Genomic DNA, 18,711 nt, shown 5'->3' on the forward strand with positions numbered 1-18,711 from the left:
GGCGCGATGGTACGAGCCACCTGTGTACCGCACCACTACGGCGACGTAAATCTCCTGAGGTGTTACGCGGGCCAGGCGGTGCGCAGCCTCCGGACGCCCTCGCCGATCTCTCCCACCCCCGCCGCCGGCGCGAAACTCAGCCGCAGGTACGGGGACGGCGGCTCGGCCGCGAAGTACGGGCCGCCCGGGGCCAGTGCCACCCCGGCGCGCAGCGCGGCCTCCGCCACCGCCGCCGGGTCGGAGCCCTCCGGCAGCCGCAGCCACAGGTGGTAGCCGCCGTGCGGGATGTGCGGCAGCGGGACGTCCGGCAGTTCGGCCGCGAGCGCGGTGGCCATCGCCGCCCGCCGCAGCCGCAACTCCGCGGCGACCGTGCGCAGATGGCGTGTCCAGGCCGGCGAGCTGATGAGTTCCAGCGCGGTCTCCTGGAGCGGGCGCGGTACGAAGAAGCTGTCGACCACCTGGATCGCCCGCAGGCGTTCGAAGGCCGGGCCCCGGGCGGCCAGGGCGCCGACCCGCAGGCTGGGCGAGGTGATCTTGGTGAGGGAACGGACGTGCACCACCACCCCGTCCGGGTCGTCGGCGGCCAGGGCGGGCGGCAGGGCGCCGGCGTCGTCGTGGGCCAGCCAGCGGGCGAAGTCGTCCTCGATGACGAAGGCCCCGGCCGCCCGGGCCGCCGCCAGCACCCGGGCCCGGCGCGCGGGGTGGAGCACGGCGCCGGTGGGATTCTGGAACAGCGGCTGGCACACCAGCACCCTGGCCCCGCTGGCCGCGAAGGCGCGCTCCAGCAGTTCGGGCCGCACCCCGTCGCGGTCCACCGGCACCGGGACGGGGCGCAGCCCAGAGGCGCGGGCGGCGGCCAGCAGCCCGGGGTAGGTGGGGGATTCCAGGAGGACGGCGGAGCCCTGCGGGGCGAGCGCCCGCAGCGCGGTGGTGAGCGCGCTCTGTCCGCCCGCGGTGATCAGCACGCCGGAGGGGGAGAGCCCGCCGCCGGGGCCGCCGATCTCCCGCGCGAACCAGGCCCGCAGTTCCTCGATCCCCTCCATCGGCGGCCGGTCCCAGGCCCCGGGCCGCCGCCCGGCGCGGGCCAGCGCCGCCGACAGCGCGCGCTCGGGGCGCAGTCCGGGCGGCAGATAGCCGCCGTTGAACTCGATGACGCCGGGCGGCGGCACCGCCAGGGTGGCCAGGACGCCGCTCGCGTCGGCGCCGCGCGGCCCGCCGCCGTCCGCCAGCGCGTCCGCGCTGAGCGCCACCTCCTGCCAGGAGGTGTCCCCCGGGGCGGGAACGGCGGCCCGGGGGGCGGCCCGGAAGGCTCCGGCCCCGGGGCGGGTGACGACCAGGCCTTCGGCGGCGAGCGCGGCCAGTGCCCGGGAGACGGTGACCGGGCTGACCCGGTGCCGTTCGACCAGGGCCCGACTGGACGGCAGCTTCTCACCGGGTGAGTAGCGGTTCAGTTCTTCACGCAGGACGCGGGCCAGTTCACTCTCGCTGCTACCGTGGTGCATGAGAGCAGACAGTAGCGCTATCGCACCGGCGCCGGTAGCGGTTGCCGGCCGGACCCCCGCACCGATACCGGCCACCGACCGGGGCGGCATCGCGCTCGCCGCCGCAGGCGTCCTCGCGTTCTCCTTCACCCTGCCGGGCACCGCCTGGGCCATGGACGGCCTCGGCCCGTGGACCACCACCTCGCTGCGCATCGTGCTCGCCGCCCTGATCGCCGCCGTCGCCCTGCGCCTCACCCGCACCCCGCGCCCCGAGCGCCGCCACTGGGCGGGCCTGGCCGTGGTCGCCTGCGGCACCGTCATCGGCTTTCCACTGCTCACCGCGCTCGCCCTGCAGACCTCCTCCACCTCCCACTCCGCCGTGGTCATCGGCCTCCTCCCGCTGACCACCGCCGTCTACGGAACCCTGCGCACCGGCAGCCGCCCCTCCCCCGCCTTCTGGGCGGCGGCCCTGGCCGGCGCCGCCGCCGTGGTCACCTTCACCCTCGGCACCGGGGGCGGCGCCCTCACCCGCGGCGACCTCTATCTCGCCGCGGCGCTGCTGATCACCGCTGCCGCCTACGGCGAGGGCGGCCGGCTGGCCCGCGAACTGCCCGGCTGGCAGGTGATCTCCTGGGCGCTGCTGCTCTCCCTGCCGTTCGCCGTGCCCGCCGCCGCGCTGGCCCTGGCCGCCGAACCGTTCGAGCCGACCGCCCGCTCCCTCGTCGGACTGCTGTGGGTGGCGCTGGTGTCCCAGTTCTTCGGCCTGGTCCTGTGGTACCGGGGTCTGGCGCGCGCCGGGGTGGCCCGGGCCAGTCAGCTTCAGCTGGCCCAGCCGCTGCTCACGCTCGCGTGGGCGGTGCTGCTCCTGGACGAGCACATGACCTGGGCCGCCCCCGTCACCGCACTGGCCGTCCTGGCGTGCATCGCGGTCACCCAGCTGGCCCCGTCCCGCCCCGAACACGCCAGGACAGATCCCCGGTAATAGACTGAAAAGAGGCGAAAGCATCACACCTGAGAAGCACACCCGAGACGCGATCAGCGACGGGAGGGAAGGCGATGCAGGCGAGAGCGGGCGACCGGATGGTGACCCACGGCAGAACCGTGGGCCAGGAGGACCGGATCAGCGAGGTCGTGGAGGTACTGGGCGCCGACGGCGCGCCGCCCTACCGGGTCCGCTCCGGGGACGGCCACGAGACCGTGCTGTCGCCGGGGCCGGACACCGTGGTGGAGCACACGGCGCACGGCCGCACCGGCGGCCGGGGCAAGGGCGGCCGGCGCCACTGGTGGCCGGGCCGGACCTGAGAGCCGCCGCCCACCGGCGGCGCCTCAGGCCCGGTAGTGGTCCTCGAAGACGCGGGTCATCGCACCGATCGGATCGCGCACCACGTGCGCGGCCGAGTAGAAGGCGTTGCCCCCGACCGCCGGGAAGTCCTCGCACAGCGTGATGTGGCGGGAGAGTTCGGCGGGGTCCTGCCAGGCGTCGGGCTGCGCCGTGTCACCGCACTTGTACAGGGCCTCGCCGATGTACAGCGCGACCCCGGTGCCCTCGGCGACATCGGCCCACCAGCGCACCAGCGTCTCGTAGTCCGCCGCGTCGTAGCCGATGTTCCAGTAGAGCTGCGGCAGCACGTAGTCGACGCGGCCTTCCTTGACCCATGTCCGTACGTCCGCGTACAGATCGTCATAGGTCTGCACACCGCCGCGGGTGTCGGAGCCGAGCGGGTCGGTGGACTTGTTGCGCCACACCCCGAACGGGCTGACACCGAACGGCACTCCCGGCTTGAGGTCCGCGACCCGCTCGCGCATCTCCCGCACCAGCAGATCGATGTTGTGCCGCCGCCAGTCGCCCAGGTCCGTGAAGTCCCCGCCGTGCTCGGCGAAGGCCGCCGCGTCGTCGAAGGTCTCGCCCGCCACCGGGTACGGGTAGAAGTAGTCGTCCCAGTGCACGCCGTCGATGGCGTAGTGCTCCACCGCGTGGCACATCGCGTCCTGCACGAAGGTCCGCACCTCGGGCAGACCGGGGTTGTAGTACATCCGCCCGCCGTACGTCACCACCCACTCCGGGTGGGTACGGGCCGGGTGGTCCTTGGCCAGCGCGGAGGGGTCGGCGTGCATGGCCACCCGGTACGGGTTGAACCACGCGTGCAGTTCGAGACCGCGCGCGTGCGCCTCCTCGACCGCGAACTCCAGCGGGTCCCATCCGGGGTCCTTGCCCTGGGTGCCGGTCAGCCAGTGCGACCACGGCTCGTACGGCGAGGGCCACAGCGCGTCGGCGGTGGGCCGCACCTGGAAGAAGACGGTGTTCAGATTCCACCGCTGCGCCGCGTCCAGCAGGTCGGTGAGCTGCTCCTTGGCGTCGGCGGCCGGCGCGCCCTGCCGGGGCCAGTCGATGTTGGCGACGGTCGCGATCCACATGCCGCGCAGTCCGCCGGCCGCGTTGCCCGGTCCGGCGGTGCCCGCCGCGCCGTCCTCGCGGCGGGCACCGCGCGGCCCGCCGCTCGCCGATGCCTGGGAGAACGTCAGCACCGAGGCCAGTACCCCGACCGTCGCGGTGCCGAAGACCCTGCGGCTGACTCGTCCCACTGGACTCCCCCTGGGGTGTCGTTCCTGCGTACTGGGCTGCCCGCCGTATGCGTATCACCGCGGGACCCGCCTCGTCCAAAAGCCTTGCCGTGATCCGCCCGTGACACACCCCTTATGCGAACAACATTCGACGGTTAACATCTGCGACACGCACATCTGGGAGCGCTCCCATCGCTTGATCACGTCTCTCCACCCCCCATACCGCCCGCCCGGCGGTCTTGTCACACAAGGAGCGCTCACGTGCGCAGATGGAAACCGGTGACCGCGATCATGGCCGGCCTGGCCCTGGCCGCGGGACTCCTCACCACGGCCGCCCCCGCGGCCTCCGCCGAGGATGTCAGCGCCCAGGCGTACACCTGGAAGAACGTCCGGATCGGCGGCGGCGGCTTCGTCCCCAGCTTCGTCTTCAACCGCTCCGAGCCCGACCTGATCTACGCCCGCACCGACATCGGCGGCGCCTACCGCTGGAACGAGCAGGGCCAGGAGTGGATCCCGCTGCTGGACTCCATCGGCTGGGACGACTGGGGCTACACCGGTGTCGCCTCCCTCGCCACCGACCCCGTCGACCCCGACCGCGTCTACGCGGCCGTGGGCACGTACACCAACGACTGGGACCCCAATAACGGCGCCATCCTGCGCTCCTCCGACCGTGGACAGACCTGGCAGCGCACCGAACTGCCCTTCAAGCTCGGCGGCAACATGCCCGGGCGCGGCATGGGCGAGCGGCTCGTCGTGGACCCGCACAACAACAACGTCCTCTACCTGGGCGCCCCCAGCGGCCAGGGCCTGTGGCGCAGCACGAACGCCGGTGTGACCTGGCAGAAGGTCACCGCCTTCCCCAACCCCGGTGACTACGTCCTCAATCCGGATGATCCCTGGGGCTACGAGAACGACGTCATCGGCGTCGTGTGGGTGACCTTCGACCCCTCCACCGGCTCCCCCGGCTCCACCACCCAGACGCTGTACGCGGGCGTCGCCGACCTCGACGAGAGCGTCTACCGCTCCACCGACGGCGGCCAGACCTGGTCCCCGGTGCCCGGCCAGCCCACCGGCTATCTCCCGCACAAGGGGGTGCTCGACGAGGAGACCGGCGACCTCTACGTCGCCACCGCCGACAACCCGGGCCCGTACGCCGCCGAGGACGGCGAGGTGTGGCGGTACGACACCGGCACCGGCCAGTGGACGGACATCTCTCCGGTTCCGGCCGGCGGCGACCGGTGGTTCGGCTTCTCGGGTCTGACCGTGGACCGCCAGAACCCGGGCACCGTGATGGTCACCGGCTACAGCTCCTGGTGGCCGGACACCCAGATCTTCCGCTCCACCAATGGCGGTGACAGCTGGACGGCGGCCTGGCAGTGGGGCAACTATCCGCAGCGCGACAAGCGGTACACGATGGACGTGTCCTCGGTGCCGTGGCTCACCTTCGGCGAGAACCCGCAGCCCCCGGAGGAGACCCCGAAGCTGGGGTGGATGACCGAGGGCATGGAGATCGACCCGTTCGACCCGGACCGGCTGCTGTACGGCACCGGCGCCACCGTGTACGGCACCACCCAGCTCACGAACTGGGACCGGAACCAGAACTTCACCGTCCGCCCGTTCGTCAAGGGTCTGGAGGAGACCTCGGTCCGTGACCTGATCTCCCCGCCCTCCGGCGCCCCGCTGCTCAGCGGTCTGGGGGACATCGGCGGCTTCCGGCACACCGATGTGGACCAGGTGCCGGCGATGATGTTCCGCCAGCCCAGCTTCGGCACCACCAGCAGCCTGGACTACGCCGAGCTGGCGCCGAACATCGTGGTGCGGGTCGGCACCCACGTCGGCGACGGCACCGATCCGCTGATCGGCTTCTCCACGGACAACGGCGCCCACTGGTGGTCGGGATCGGCCCCGGGCGGTGCGGGCGGCGGTACGGTGGCGGCCGCCGCCGACGGCAGCCGCTTCGTGTGGAGCCCGGAGAACACGGGCGTGCACCACTCGGTGGGCTTCGGCAACTCCTGGAGCGCGTCCCAGGGCATTCCGCAGGGCGCGCGGGTGGAGGCGGACCGGGTGGACCCGAACCGCTTCTACGGCTTCCACCAGGGCACCTTCTACATCTCCACGAACGGCGGGGCGACCTTCACCGCCTCCGCCGCGCAGGGCCTGCCCGCCACAGGCGAGGTACGGTTCGGCGCCGTGCCCGGGCGCACCGGGGACATCTGGCTGGCCGGCGGCGGGCTGTGGCGCTCCACCGACGGGGGTGTCACCTTCACCCGGAACACCGGCATAGACGCCGACAACATCGGCTTCGGGGCGGCGGCCCCGGGCCAGTCGTACCAGGCGCTGTACAGCAGCGGCGTGGTGGGCGGTGTGCGCGGCGTCTACCGCTCCACCGACACCGGGGCCAGCTGGACCCGGATCAACGACGACGATCACCAGTGGGCGTGGACCGGTGACGCCATCACCGGCGATCCGCGGATCTACGGCCGCGTCTACCTCTCGACCAACGGCCGCGGGGTGATCTACGGCGACACCGCGTGACGGACGGGTGGCGCTGCGCGTCACAGCGCACCGTCACCCCACCGGGACCGGCCGTACCCTTCACCGGCCGGTCCCGCTGCGCCCCCGTGCGCCCGGTAACGTCGGGGCCGACCGACCGAACCGTGGACAGGACCGGACCAGCGAAGGGGCACGGTGTGAAGGACATCGAACGCGTCGGAGTGGTGGGCTGCGGCCAGATGGGCGCGGGCATCGCGGAGGTGTGCGCGCGGGCAGGGCTTTCGGTGCGGGTCGCCGAGACCACCGGGGAGGCGCTGGAGCTGGGCCGCACCCGGCTGGTGAACTCCCTGGACAAGGCGGCCGAGCGCGGCAAGATCAGCGCGGAGGAGCACGAGGCGACCCTGGAGCGGCTGACCTTCACCACCGACCTCGGCGAGTTCGCCGACCGTGACCTGGTGATCGAGGCGGTGGTGGAGAGCGAGCCGGTCAAGACGGAGATCTTCCAGGTGCTCGACCAGGTGGTGACCCGCCCCGACGCCATCCTGGCCTCGAACACCTCCTCCATCCCGCTGGTGAAGCTGGCGGTGGCCACCGGCCGCCCGCAGCAGGTGATCGGCATCCACTTCTTCAATCCGCCGCAGGTGCAGACGCTGGTGGAGCTGATTCCGGCGCTCACCACCGGGGAGGAGACGGTGCGCCGCGCCGAGGCGCTGGTGGGCGAGGTGCTGGGCAAACACGCGATCCGGGCCCAGGACCGTTCCGGTTTCGTGGTGAACGCGCTGCTGGTGCCGTATCTGCTGGCCGCCATCCGGATGTTCGAGTCGGGCGCGGCGACCCGCGAGGACATCGACACCGGCATGGAGCAGGGCTGCGCCCATCCGATGGGCCCGCTGCGGCTGACCGATCTGATCGGCCTGGACACGGTGGCGGCGATCGCGGACAGCATGTACGAGGAGTTCAAGGAGCAGTTGTACGCCCCGCCGCCGCTGCTGCGGCGGATGGTGTCGGCCGGGCAGCTGGGCCGCAAGAGCGGCGCGGGCTTCTACTCGTACGGGTGAGGGAGGGGCCGCCGCCGGGCGTCAGGAGGCCCGCTTGCGGGTCGTGGTCTTCTTGGCGGCGGTCTTCTTCGAGGTGCTTTTCTTCGCGGTGCTCTTCTTGGCGGCGTTCTTGCCGGCGGTGGCCTTCTTCTTCGCCGGGGACTTCTTGGCGGCGGCCTTCTTCTTGATCGGCGTGACGGTCGCCTCCCCCTCGGTTTCCCCCTCGCCGCGGGCCTGGCGGGCGCTGCGCACGCTGTCCTCCAGGGCGGACATCAAGTCGATCACCCGGCCGCCGGTGGCCGGCCGTTCGGTGATCTCCTCCGGCACCCGGCCCTCCAGCTTGGCGGTGACCAGCGCCTCGACGGCCGCGCGGTACTCGTCGTGGAGTTCGGCCATGTCCACCGAGCCCAGGGTGTCCATCAGGGTGTCGGCGAGGTCCAGTTCGGCGTCCCGGACGGTGACCCGTTCGCCGGGCACCACCCCGGTGGCCGGGCGGATCTCGTCGGGCCACAGCAGGGTGTGCATCCCCAGGACCGCCTCGCCGTCGCCCTCCAGGGCGCGCAGCAGGGCCAGCGTCTCGCGCCCGCGCATGGCGAGCTTGGCGATGGCGCCCTTCTCGCTGCGCCGCAGGGCCTCCCGCAGCAGCGCGTACGGCTTGATCGCGCCGGTGTCGGGGGCGAGGTAGTAGGAGCGGTCCAGCTGGTAGGGGTCGATGCTGCTCACCGGGACGAAGCCGAGGATGTCGACGGTCCTGGCGGTGGGCAGCGGCAGTGCGGCCAGGTCGTCGTCGGTGAGCTGGACGACGGAGCCGTCGGCCGTCTCGTACGCCTTGCCGATCTCGTCGCCGCCCACCTCCTCGCCGTCCAGCTCGCACACCTTGCGGTAGCGGATCCGGCCGTCATCGGCGGTGTGGATCTGCCGGAAGGACACCGAGTGGTTCTCGGTGGCGCTGACGACCTTCACCGGGATGCTGACCAGGCCGAAGGAGATGGTGCCCTTCCACAGCGATCGCATCGTTCACCCCTTTTGCCCGCTTTCATGCCATCCTCAGGCTATGCCTGTCGTCGCGGTGGAGGGTCGTCGTCTGTCGCTGTCCCGGCTGGAAAAGGTGATCTATCCGGACGGGACGACCAAGGGTGAGGTGCTGCACTACTACGCCGCCCACGGCAGCGCGATCCTGCCCCATCTGCGGGATCGGCCGCTGAGCCTGCTGCGCTATCCGGACGGCCCGGACGGCGAGCGCTTCTTCACCAAACACGTTCCCCAGGGCACCCCCGAGTGGGTGAAGATCTGCGAGGTGCCGCGCTCGGGGGGCGGGACCATGCGGCAGGTCGTCCTCCAGGATCTGGCGAGCGTGGTGTGGGCGGCGAACCTGGTGGTGGAGTTCCACACCCCGCAGTGGCGGTACGAGGAGCCGGGCGTCGCCGACCGGCTGGTCTTCGATCTGGATCCGGGCGAGCCGGCCACCGTCGCCGAGTGCTGCGAGGTCGCGCTGTGGCTGCGCGACCGCCTCGCCCGGGACGGCCTGGCCGCGTACCCGAAGACCTCGGGCTCCAAGGGGCTGCATCTGCTGAGCCCGCTGCGCCCGGTGGACTCGCGGCATGCCTCGGAGTACGCGAAGGCGGTCGCCGGTGAGGCCGCCGCCGCGCTGCCGGATCTCGCGATCGCCACCATGGCCAAGCGGCTGCGGCCGGGCAAGGTCTTCATCGACCACAGCCAGAACGCGGCCCGCAAGACGACGGCCGCCCCCTACACGCTGCGCGCCCGGCCCATCCCGGCCGTCTCCACCCCGGTCACCTGGGAGGAGGTCGCCGGGTGCGCGGAGCCGGAGCAACTCGTCTTCACCCTGCGCGATCTCCCGCACCGGCTGGCCGCACACGGCGACCTGATGACCCCGCTGCTCAACCCCCGTGCCGCCCGCCCCCTTCCCTGAGCCCGCGCAGGCTCTACGGTGGGGTCGTGCGGATCGTCTCCCTTCTCCCGTCGGCGACGGAAATCCTCTTCGCGCTCGGTGCCGGCGACGGCGTCGTCGGCGTGACCTTCGAGTGCGACCACCCGCCGCAGGCCCGCGAACGCCGGATCGTGTCCACCAGCGCGCTGCCCGAGGGGCTGCCGCCCGCCGAGATCGACCGGGTGGTCAGCGCACGGATGGCCGCCGGGGAGGACCTGTACCACCTGGACCGCGGGGCGCTGGCCACCCTGGCTGCCGATCTGGTGGTCACCCAGGATCTGTGCGCGGTCTGCGCGGTCGACGTCTCCACGGTGCACGACGCCCTCGACTACCTCTCCTGCCGGGCCGAGGTGCTGACCGTCGACCCGCACACCCTGCGGCAGGTCCTGGACTCGGTGCGCACGATCGGCGAGGCCACCGGCACCCGGGAGGCCGCCGACGAGCTGGTCGCCGCGCTGGAGCGGCGGCTGGCGGCGGTACGGGCGCGGGTGGCGGCCCGCCGTCCGGTGCCGGCGCTGGTACTGGAGTGGACCGAGCCGCCGTTCGCCCCCGGCCACTGGGTGCCCGACATGGTGGCGGCGGCCGGCGGGCACTGCGTCCTGGGCCGCTCGGGGGAACGCTCCTTCCGTACCGACTGGCAGACGGTGCGGGCCGCCGGTGCCGAGGTCGTCGTGTGCGCCCCGTGCGGCTTCGGCCTGAGCGAGTCGGCGCGGCTCGCCGAACAAGTCGCGGACCGGCTCCCGCCGGGTGTGCCGCTGTGGGCGGTGGACGCCAACGCCTCCTTCGCCCGCCCGGGGCCACGGCTGGTGGACGGCGTCGAGGCGCTGGCCGGGATCTTCCACCCGGAGGCGGCCGACGCCCCCGATCCCACCCTGGCCGTCCGGCTGGCCTGAGCGCCGCGCGCCCCTGCGGAATGACGGTGCCCGCCGCGTACGTTGTGCCGCACGGACACTCTTCAACCGCGTGTAGGGAAGGGGCACCATGCCACTCACCGGCGAGTACGAGCCGAGCACCTCGAAGCTGGTTCGGGACCAGGTGGAGCTGTACGAGAGTTCGGGAGGCACCCGGGGAACGACCCTGGCGGAGCTGGTCGGTTCCGACGACGCGCAGCGCCGGGACCTGCCGGTCATCATCCTGACCACCCGCGGCGCGAAAAGCGGCAGGATCCGCAAATCCCCGCTCATGCGGGTGGAGCACGACGGGCGCTACGCCGTGGTCGCCTCGCTGGGCGGCGCCCCCAAGCACCCGGTCTGGTACCACAACGTGGTGGCCGAACCCCGGGTGGAGCTCCAGGACGGCCCGGTGCGCCAGGACATGGTGGCCCGGGAGGTGACCGGTGAGGAGAAGGCCGTGTGGTGGGCCCGGGCCGTCGAGGCGTATCCGGACTACGCCGACTACCAGCGGAAGACGGACCGGGAGATCCCGGTCTTCGTCCTGGAGCCGGTGCCGCAGGGGCACTGACCCCGCACAGAACGGCGGGCCCGGCCGTCACGGAGACGGCCGGGCCCGCCGCGGGCCGGTGCGGCGGAGCGTCACGCCCCGCGCAGCACCGCCCCGGTGCGCTCGACGGCGCTCGCGACCGCCGCCTCGCGGGCGGCCGTCGCCTCCTCCGCCGTCAGCGTGCGGTCCGGGGCACGGAACCGCAGCGCGTACGCCAGGGACTTGCGGCCCGCGCCCAGCTGCTCACCGGTGAAGACGTCGAACAGCCGCAGCGACTCCAGCAGTTCTCCGGCACCCGCGCGCAGCGCGGCCTCCACCTCACCGGCCGGCACCGAGTCGTCGACCACGAGGGCGACATCCTGGGTGGCCACCGGGAACGTGGAGATGCGCGGCGCGCTCAGCGTCTCGGCCCCCGCCCGCTGCAGCAGATCCAGATCGACCTCGGCCGCGCTGGTGCGCTCCGGCAGGCCCAGCGCCTTGATCACCCGGGGGTGCAGTTCGCCGGCGTGCCCGGCGAGCACCCGCTCACCGTCGACGCTCACGTACAGCGCCGCGCAGCGCCCGGGGTGCCAGGGCGCGTACTGCGCGCTCTCCACCTCCGGTTCGGCACCGGCCTCGCGGGCCACCGTGCGGGCCGCCTCGATCGCGTCGGCCCACCCCGCCGGGCGTCCGCCGCCCCACCAGCCGGACTGCTCGCGGGCCCCGGCCAGCACCACGGCGGCGTGCCGGGGCTGCTCGGGCAGCGCCGCGTCCAGCTGCGCGATCTCCTCGTCCGAGGGACGACGGGTCACCGGCAGCCGCACCGGCGTGGTCTCCGCGCCCGTGGGCAGGAACACCAGGCCCGTCTCGAACAGCGCCAGATCATGACTGCCGCGCCCGTCGTTGCGGCGCAGCGCCGTCAGCAGGCCCGGCAGCAGCGTGGTGCGCAGCGCCGGCTCCTCCTCGGAGAGCGGGTTGACGAGGGTGACGGTGCGGCGCCGGGCGTCGTCCGCCGGGATGCCGAGCCCGTCGAGCACCGGGGTGCCGGTGAAGGGGTAGTTGAGCGCCTCCACGTAACCGGCGCCGGCCAGCGCCCGGCCCACCCGGCGGTGCAGCCGCTGCCGCGGGGTCAGGCCCCGGCCGGCCGGCGGCCGCGGCAGGGTGGCGGGGAGGTTCTCGTACCCCTCCAGGCGGATGACCTCTTCGGCGAGGTCGTTGGGGTCGGTGAGGTCGGGCCGCCAGCTGGGGACGGTGACGGTCAGCTCGTCGGAGCCGTAGACGTCGCAGCCGACCTGCTGGAGCCGCCGTACGACGGTCTCGCGCCCGTAGGCCACGCCCGCCACCTTGTCGGCGTGGTCGGCGGCGACCTTGATGGTGCGCGGGGTGTGCGGCACCGAGACGTGGGTGACGCCGGGGTCGGCGGTGCCGCCGGCCAGCAGGACCAGCAGATCGACGGCGCGCTGCGCGGCGGCGGCCGCGGCCTGCGGGTCCACGCCGCGCTCGAAGCGCCGGGACGCCTCGGAGGACAGCTTGTGGCGCCGGGAGGTACGGGCCACGGTGACCGGGTCGAAGTGCGCGGCCTCGACCACGATCTCCGAGGTTCCGCTGTCCCCGAGCAGCGGGTCGGTGCCGGCTTCCGGCGCGTCCGCGATCTCGGTGTGGGCACCGCCCATCACCCCGGCCAGGCCGATGGGGCCCTGCTCGTCGGTGATGACCAGGTCCTCGGCGTCCAGGGTGCGCTCGGCGCCGTCCAGGGTGGCCAGCTTCTCCCCGGCCGCGGCCCGCCGTACGCCGATCGCACCGTGCAGCCGGGAGCGGTCGTACGCGTGCAGCGGCTGGCCGATCTCGAGCATCACGTAGTTGGTGATGTCCACGGCGAGCGAGATCGGGCGCATGCCGGCCTTCTGGAGCCGGCGCTGCATCCAGATCGGGCTGACCGCGTGCGGCTGGACGCCGGACACGGTGCGGGCCACGAAGTGGTCGCAGGCGCCGCGGTCGGCGACCGCCACGGGATAGCCCTCGCCGTTGGGCGCGGGCACGTCCAGCAGCGCCGGGTCGCGCAGCGGCAGTCCGTACGCGGTGGCGGTCTCGCGGGCGATGCCGCGCAGCGACAGGCAGTAGCCGCGGTCGGTGGTGACGGCGATGTCCAGCACCTCGTCGACCAGCTCCAGCAGCTCGATCGCGTCGGTGCCCGGCTCGTGGCCCGGCGGCAGCACGATGATGCCGGAGTGGTCCTCGCCCATGCCGAGTTCGGCGGCGGAGCAGATCATGCCCTCGGAGAGCCGGCCGTACGTCTTGCGCGAGGAGATCTTGAACCCGCCGGGCAGGACGGCGCCGGGCAGGACGACCACGACCTTGTCGCCGACGGCGAAGTTCCGCGCGCCGCACACGATGTTCTGCGGCTCGCCGGTGCCGTTCGCGTCGCCGACATCCACCTGGCAGTAGCGGATGGGCTTCTTGAACTCGGTCAGCTCCTCGATGGCCAGCACCTGGCCCACGACCAGCGGCCCGGTGAGGTCGGCGCCGAGCCGTTCGACGGTCTCGACCTCCAGACCCGCCGAGATCAGCTTCGTCGCGAGGTCACGCCCGGTGACCTCGGCCGGCAGGTCGACGTATTCCCGCAACCAGGAAAGCGGGGCCCGCATCAGATCTCCATCCCGAACGCCCGGGTGAACCGCACGTCACCCTCGATCATGTCGCGCATGTCCTCGACGTTGTGCCGGAACATCAGCAGCCGCTCGATGCCGAAGCCGAACGCGAAGCCGCTGTACTTCTCCGGGTCGATGCCGGCGGCCACCAGCACCCGGGGGTTGACCACGCCGCAGCCGCCCAGTTCGATCCAGCCCTCGCTGGAGCAGGTGCGGCACGGCCGGTCCGGGTTGCCCACGGACTCGCCGCGGCACACGTAGCAGACCATGTCCATCTCGGCGGACGGCTCGGTGAAGGGGAAGTAGTTGGGCCGCAGCCGGGTGTGCATCCCCTCCCCGAACAGCGAGGACACCATGTGGTCGAGGGTGCCCTTGAGGTCCGCCATGGTCAGGCCCTCGTCGATGGCCAGCAGCTCGACCTGGGTGAAGACGGGGGTGTGGGTGGCGTCCAGCTCGTCGGTGCGGTAGACCCGCCCGGGGCAGATCACATAGATGGGGGGCTCGCGGTCCAGCATCGAGCGGATCTGCACCGGGGAGGTGTGGGTCCGCAGTACGACGCCCGAGTCCGCGCCGGCGTTCTTGCCGGTCCCGGCCGGGTCCGCCACGAAGAAGGTGTCGTGGGTGGTACGCGCCGGGTGGTCGGGGGCGATGTTGAGGGCGTCGAAGTTGAGCCACTCCGCCTCGACCTCGGGCCCCTCGGCCACCTCGTAGCCCATGGCCGTGAAGATGTCCTCGATGCGCTCGGAGAGCGTGGTCAGCGGGTGACGCGCCCCGGCCGGTACCCGGTCGTGGGGCAGGGTGACGTCCACCGCCTCCTCCACCAGGACCCGCTCGTCGCGCTCGGCCTCCAGTTCCTCCTGCCGGGCCTTGAGCGCCTTGTTCACGGCGCCCCTGGCCTGGCCGACCCGCTTGCCCGCCTCGGCCTTGGCCTGCGGGGGCAGGGCACCGATCTCGCGGTTGGCCAGCGCCAGCGGCGAGCGGTCCCCGGCGTGGGCGGTCCTGACCTCGCGCAGCGCGTCGAGGTCGCCCGCGGCGGCGATCGCCCCGAGCGCGGCCTCGCGCGCCCGGTCGATCTCTTCCGGTTTCAGTGCCTCGACCTCGACAGGGTCGTAGGACTTATTGGGTGCCGACATCTCTTCCCATGTTTTCCGTATGGCTGTGCGCTTCACTGCGCTGCGCGCCGGGCCCGGGCCGGCGCGGACCGGATCGGTCCGCCGGTACCTGCTGCGATGCCCCACGGCGTAGTGCGTGCCAGGGGTCGAGTCTAAGGGTGTGCGTGCGGCGAGCGAGAAACGCCTGGACGTGTGAGGGGCCCGCGGGGGCCGTCAGACCATGAAGGCCGGGGTGCCCGCGGGCAGGGTAAATCGGAACCGGGCGCCGCCCCGGTCGCCGCGGCCCACCGTGACGGTGCCGCCGTGGGCCTCCACGATGCCCTTGACGATGTACAGGCCAAGGCCGGTGCCGCTGCGGTCGCTGCCCCGCCAGAAGCGCGTGAAGACCCGGTGCATCGCCTCTTCGGGGATGCCGGGCCCTTCGTCGCTCACGGTCACAGCCGTGCCTTCCTGGTGGTGGTCACTCGGCGGTACGCGGTGCAGTTCAATGGTGATGGTTCCGGCGCCGTGGCGCACCGCGTTTTCCAGCAGGTTGCCCAGCACCTGGTCGATCTTGTCGGGGTCGGCCCACAGCCCGGGCAGATCGTCGGCGGCCCGCACCGTGAAGCGCTCGGCCGGGTGGCCGCCGTTGACCAGGGTCTCCACGTGGCGGCGGGCGGCCTCGGCGAGCTGGACGGGCAGGCGGCGGATCTCCAGGCGGCCCGAGTCGATGCGGGAGACGTCGAGCAGTTCGGTGATCAGCCGGGTGACCCGGTCGGCGTCGCTGTCGACGGTCTGCAGCATCAGCCGTTTCTGGTCGTCGGTGAACCGTTCCCACTTGTCGAGCATGGTGGCGGTGAAGCCCTTGACCGAGGTCAGCGGTGAGCGCAGTTCGTGGGCGACGGTGGCGATCAGCTCGGCGTCCGAGCGCTCGTCGCGGTGCCGGGCCCCGGCGTCCCGCAGGCTCAGCACCAGGCGGTGCAGCGGCCCGCCGGGGGCGGTGCGCAGATAGCGGGTGGTCACCAGCACCTCGCGGCCGCCGGGCAGCAGCAGATGGTGCTCGGGCTCCCCGGAGCGGGTGGCGGGCCCGTCGTACGGGTCGGTCAGCCGCCACCAGCGGCGGCCGTCGGTGTGCTCCAGGGGCAGCGCGTCCTGGATGGGCAGGCCCAGCATCCGGGTGGGTACGGCGCCGGTCAGCCGTCCGGCCTCGGCGTTGAAGCTGCTGATGAGACCACGCCGGTCGGCGACCACCAGGCCATCGGGAAGATCGTCGGGCCGCACGTCCTCTTCCCCGGCCCCGGCTGCGCTGTCCATCCCCGAATCGCCCCTCTCCCACCTGCGCGTCACCTTACTAGGACCGGCGTCAATAATCGCCTCCCGCGACGGACGCCGGCCAGGGCGCCGGGGCGGCGTACCACGCGGTCGCCGGGGCCCGGTCAGCCGGCGACGCAGCCGCCGGGCGCGCGCTGCGCCCGCGCCGAGGCGTACAGGCACACGGCGGCGGCGGTGGCGAGGTTGAGGCTCTCGGCGCGGCCGTGGATGGGCACCCGGACGGCGGCGTGCGCCAGCGCCCTGGTCTGCGGCGGCAGCCCCCACGCCTCGTTGCCGAAGATCCAGGCGGTGGGGCCGCCCATCCTCCCGGCGTCCAGCTCGGCGTCCAGGTCGTGCTCGCCCGCGCCGTCGGCGGCCAGCACCCGCACCCCGGCCTCGTCGAGCGCGCCCACCGCCTCTTCCACCGACACCCCGACCACCACCGGCAGGTGGAAGAGGGAGCCGACCGAGGCGCGGACCGCCTTGGGGTTGTACACGTCCACCGAGGCGTCGGTGAGGACGACGGCGTCCGCCCCGGCGGCGTCGGCGCAGCGCAGCACGGTGCCGGCGTTGCCGGGGTCGCGGACGTTGGCGAGCACGGCGACCAGGCGGGGGCGGGCGGCCAGCACGGTGTGCAGCGGCCGGTCCAGGAAGCGGCAGACCCCGACCAGGCCCTGGGGGGTGACGGTGTCGGAGATCGCGGCGACCACGTCCTCCTCGGCCTGGTGCACGCGTACCCCGGCGGCGCGGGCGGCGTGCACCACCTCCGCGTGCCGCTCGGCGGCCTCGGCCGTGGTGAAGAGCTCGATCAGGGTGTTCTCGCCGTCCGCGCGGTGGGCGATGGCCTCGCGTACCGCCTGCGGGCCCTCGGCCAGGAAGCGGCGCTCCTTGCCCCGGAAGCTGCGGCGGGCCAGCCGGCGGGCGGCGGTGACGCGGGGGGATCGCGGGGAGATCGGCTCGGCGGCGGGTGCCATGGGCGGCGGCTCACTTCTGGTGGTGCGGATGCGGACGGGGCCGGCCGCCCGGGCCGTGGCGCGGGACGGCGCGGGACGCGGGAGGGCACGGTGCGCGGGACGGCGCGGGTGGCCGGAAAACACCGGACCCGCAGGCGGTGCCGCCTGCGGGTCCATCAACTGTCGCCCTCATCGGGGACGGCCGGCCTTCGTACGCCGCGGTACGTCAGGGGTGCTTCAGGCGGCCTTGGGGGCGTTCACGTCGCTGGGGAGCGCCTTCTGCGCGGTCTCCACCAGAACGGCGAACGCGTTGGGGTCGTTCACCGCGAGGTCCGCGAGGATCTTGCGGTCCACCTCGATCTCAGCGGCCTTCAGGCCCTGGATGAAGCGGTTGTAGGTGATGCCGTTGGCGCGGGCGGCGGCGTTGATCCGCTGGATCCACAGCTGCCGGAAGTCGCCCTTGCGCTTCTTGCGGTCGTTGTAGTTGTAGACGAGGGAGTGGGTGACCTGCTCCTTCGCCTTGCGGTACAGGCGGGAACGCTGACCGCGGTAGCCGCTGGCCTGCTCGAGGATCGCCCGGCGCTTCTTGTGGGCGTTGACTGCCCGCTTGACGCGTGCCACGTATGAACTCCTTGTCGGGGGGCCGCGGTGCTGTTCTCACGCGACCCGGAAACGGATGGGTCCCGGTCGTCGAGCCGTGTCGCCGCCGCCACGGGGGCGGGCGGCGCCGGCTCACTTGCCGAGAAGCTTCTTGATCCTCTTGGCGTCGGCCGGAGCGGTCTCCGTCGTGCCGGCGAGGCGACGGGTCAGCGTCGAGGGCTTGTGCTCCAGGTAGTGACGGCGACCGGCGCGCTGGCGCATCACCTTGCCGGAGCCAGTGAGCTTGAATCGCTTGCTGACACCGCTGTGCGTCTTGTTCTTCGGCATGTCGCCGCTCTTTCCTCGTCGGTGACGCCCCCGGGAGCCCGGTGTGGGCCCGGCCGGGGCGTCAGTTGCTTCCGTTCCTCGCACCGCGCGAGCACCGCGCGGTGGGCGGGGAACCTAGGACGCGGTGCGTCCCTGCTGTTCCAGGCGCTCGGCCTTGCGGGCGGCCTGTGCCTCCCGGGCCTCGGCCATGGCCTCGGTCTTCTTCTTGTGCGGGCCCAGGACCATGATCATGTTCCGGCCGTCCTGCTTGGGGCTGGACTCCACGAAGCCCAGGTCCTGAACGTCCTCCGCGAGCCGCGTCAGCAGCCGGTAGCCCAGTTCCGGGCGGGACTGCTCACGACCGCGGAACATGATCGTGATCTTGACCTTGTCCCCCTGCTTGAGGAACCGGACGACATGACCCTTCTTGGTGTCATAGTCGTGCGGGTCGATCTTCGGCCGGAGCTTCATCTCCTTGATCACCGTGTGCGCCTGGTTCTTGCGCGCCTCACGGGCCTTCATGGCCGACTCGTACTTGAACTTCCCGTAGTCCATGAGCTTGCAGACCGGGGGTCGGGCGTTCGCCGCGACCTCTACCAGGTCCAGGTCGTACTCCTGGGCAAGCTCCAGTGCCTTGGCAAGCGGCACGATGCCGACCTGCTCGCCACTGGGACCGACGAGTCGCACCTCGGGGACGCGAATCCGGTCGTTGATGCGGGGCTCGGCGCTGATGGGGCCTCCTCGGGTTGCGCCGCACGGTTGTCTGGCGGACAGCCGTGCACGGATATGCGGGTGACCACCGCCCCACGGGGACGCAAAAAACGCCCCGGACGGCACACAGGCGGGGCTCCTTGACAGA

At 72.7% G+C, this 18,711-nt stretch carries 17 protein-coding genes; 7 read left to right on the forward strand and 10 right to left on the reverse strand.

Translation table 11 applies throughout. The annotated features are described in order from the left end of the window. Positions 1–62: 62 nt before the first annotated feature. The gene (locus ACTFAP_RS02145) at positions 63–1,502 is read right to left on the reverse strand and encodes an aminotransferase-like domain-containing protein (protein ID WP_500468064.1); all 1,440 of its coding nucleotides are present in this window, start codon (positions 1,500–1,502) and stop codon (positions 63–65) included. Between ACTFAP_RS02145 and ACTFAP_RS02150 the strand changes: the two genes are divergently transcribed. After that, complete coding sequence (locus tag ACTFAP_RS02150; RefSeq protein ID WP_500468065.1) at positions 1,501–2,463, forward strand: DMT family transporter; 963 nt, start codon at positions 1,501–1,503, stop codon at positions 2,461–2,463. The genes ACTFAP_RS02145 and ACTFAP_RS02150 overlap by 2 nt on opposite strands. A gap of 74 nt (positions 2,464–2,537) precedes the next feature. Continuing rightward, positions 2,538–2,783, forward strand: a complete 246-nt coding sequence (locus ACTFAP_RS02155; protein WP_495683257.1) for a DUF1918 domain-containing protein — start codon at positions 2,538–2,540, stop codon at positions 2,781–2,783. 24 nt (positions 2,784–2,807) lie between these two features. Here ACTFAP_RS02155 and ACTFAP_RS02160 read toward each other — a convergent pair whose 3' ends face one another. Next, entirely contained in the window at positions 2,808–4,064 is a 1,257-nt protein-coding gene (locus ACTFAP_RS02160) for a glycoside hydrolase family 10-like protein (RefSeq protein ID WP_500468066.1), read from the reverse strand. A gap of 270 nt (positions 4,065–4,334) precedes the next feature. Here ACTFAP_RS02160 and ACTFAP_RS02165 point away from each other — a divergent pair, with 270 nt between their 5' ends. Beyond that, positions 4,335–6,578 carry a WD40/YVTN/BNR-like repeat-containing protein gene (locus tag ACTFAP_RS02165; RefSeq protein WP_500469381.1) on the forward strand — a complete coding sequence of 748 codons (2,244 nt, stop codon included), beginning with the start codon at positions 4,335–4,337 and terminating at the stop codon, positions 6,576–6,578. A 155-nt stretch (positions 6,579–6,733) separates the two neighbouring features. Continuing rightward, positions 6,734–7,594: a 3-hydroxybutyryl-CoA dehydrogenase gene (locus ACTFAP_RS02170; protein WP_390125461.1), complete on the forward strand. Its 861-nt coding sequence runs from the start codon at positions 6,734–6,736 to the stop codon at positions 7,592–7,594. 21 nt (positions 7,595–7,615) lie between these two features. Here the strand turns inward: ACTFAP_RS02170 and ku are convergent, their stop codons facing one another. Next, complete coding sequence (gene ku, locus ACTFAP_RS02175; RefSeq protein WP_495683259.1) at positions 7,616–8,587, reverse strand: non-homologous end joining protein Ku; 972 nt, start codon at positions 8,585–8,587, stop codon at positions 7,616–7,618. A 40-nt stretch (positions 8,588–8,627) separates the two neighbouring features. Between ku and ligD the strand changes: the two genes are divergently transcribed. The 3 genes from ligD to ACTFAP_RS02190 all read left to right on the forward strand — a co-directional run bounded on the left by ligD (position 8,628) and on the right by ACTFAP_RS02190 (position 10,985). Then, entirely contained in the window at positions 8,628–9,506 is an 879-nt protein-coding gene (gene ligD / locus ACTFAP_RS02180) for a non-homologous end-joining DNA ligase (protein WP_500468067.1), read from the forward strand. A 26-nt stretch (positions 9,507–9,532) separates the two neighbouring features. Continuing rightward, entirely contained in the window at positions 9,533–10,417 is an 885-nt protein-coding gene (locus ACTFAP_RS02185; RefSeq protein WP_495683261.1) for an ABC transporter substrate-binding protein, read from the forward strand. 88 nt (positions 10,418–10,505) lie between these two features. Next, positions 10,506–10,985: a nitroreductase family deazaflavin-dependent oxidoreductase gene (locus ACTFAP_RS02190; protein WP_390125452.1), complete on the forward strand. Its 480-nt coding sequence runs from the start codon at positions 10,506–10,508 to the stop codon at positions 10,983–10,985. A 71-nt stretch (positions 10,986–11,056) separates the two neighbouring features. Here the strand turns inward: ACTFAP_RS02190 and pheT are convergent, their stop codons facing one another. From pheT to infC, 7 genes are all read right to left on the reverse strand, one after another. Beyond that, positions 11,057–13,588 carry a phenylalanine--tRNA ligase subunit beta gene (gene pheT / locus ACTFAP_RS02195; protein WP_400013462.1) on the reverse strand — a complete coding sequence of 844 codons (2,532 nt, stop codon included), beginning with the start codon at positions 13,586–13,588 and terminating at the stop codon, positions 11,057–11,059. Next, positions 13,588–14,724 (reverse strand): phenylalanine--tRNA ligase subunit alpha, encoded by a 1,137-nt coding sequence (gene pheS / locus ACTFAP_RS02200; protein WP_030727342.1) that lies wholly within the window; start codon positions 14,722–14,724, stop codon positions 13,588–13,590. Before pheS ends, pheT begins: the two co-directional genes overlap by 1 nt. A gap of 192 nt (positions 14,725–14,916) precedes the next feature. Further along, positions 14,917–15,996 (reverse strand): sensor histidine kinase, encoded by a 1,080-nt coding sequence (locus ACTFAP_RS02205; protein WP_390125448.1) that lies wholly within the window; start codon positions 15,994–15,996, stop codon positions 14,917–14,919. A 122-nt stretch (positions 15,997–16,118) separates the two neighbouring features. Continuing rightward, entirely contained in the window at positions 16,119–16,967 is an 849-nt protein-coding gene (locus tag ACTFAP_RS02210) for a TrmH family RNA methyltransferase (protein WP_495683263.1), read from the reverse strand. 216 nt (positions 16,968–17,183) lie between these two features. After that, the gene (gene rplT / locus ACTFAP_RS02215) at positions 17,184–17,567 is read right to left on the reverse strand and encodes a 50S ribosomal protein L20 (RefSeq protein ID WP_019435019.1); all 384 of its coding nucleotides are present in this window, start codon (positions 17,565–17,567) and stop codon (positions 17,184–17,186) included. Between the two features lie 111 nt (positions 17,568–17,678). Then, the gene (rpmI, locus tag ACTFAP_RS02220) at positions 17,679–17,873 is read right to left on the reverse strand and encodes a 50S ribosomal protein L35 (protein ID WP_019435018.1); all 195 of its coding nucleotides are present in this window, start codon (positions 17,871–17,873) and stop codon (positions 17,679–17,681) included. A gap of 114 nt (positions 17,874–17,987) precedes the next feature. Continuing rightward, positions 17,988–18,626 (reverse strand): translation initiation factor IF-3, encoded by a 639-nt coding sequence (gene infC, locus ACTFAP_RS02225; protein ID WP_078635206.1) that lies wholly within the window; start codon positions 18,624–18,626, stop codon positions 17,988–17,990. Between the last annotated feature and the right edge of the window lie 85 nt (positions 18,627–18,711).

The organism is Streptomyces sp. PH9007, from assembly GCF_059813725.1.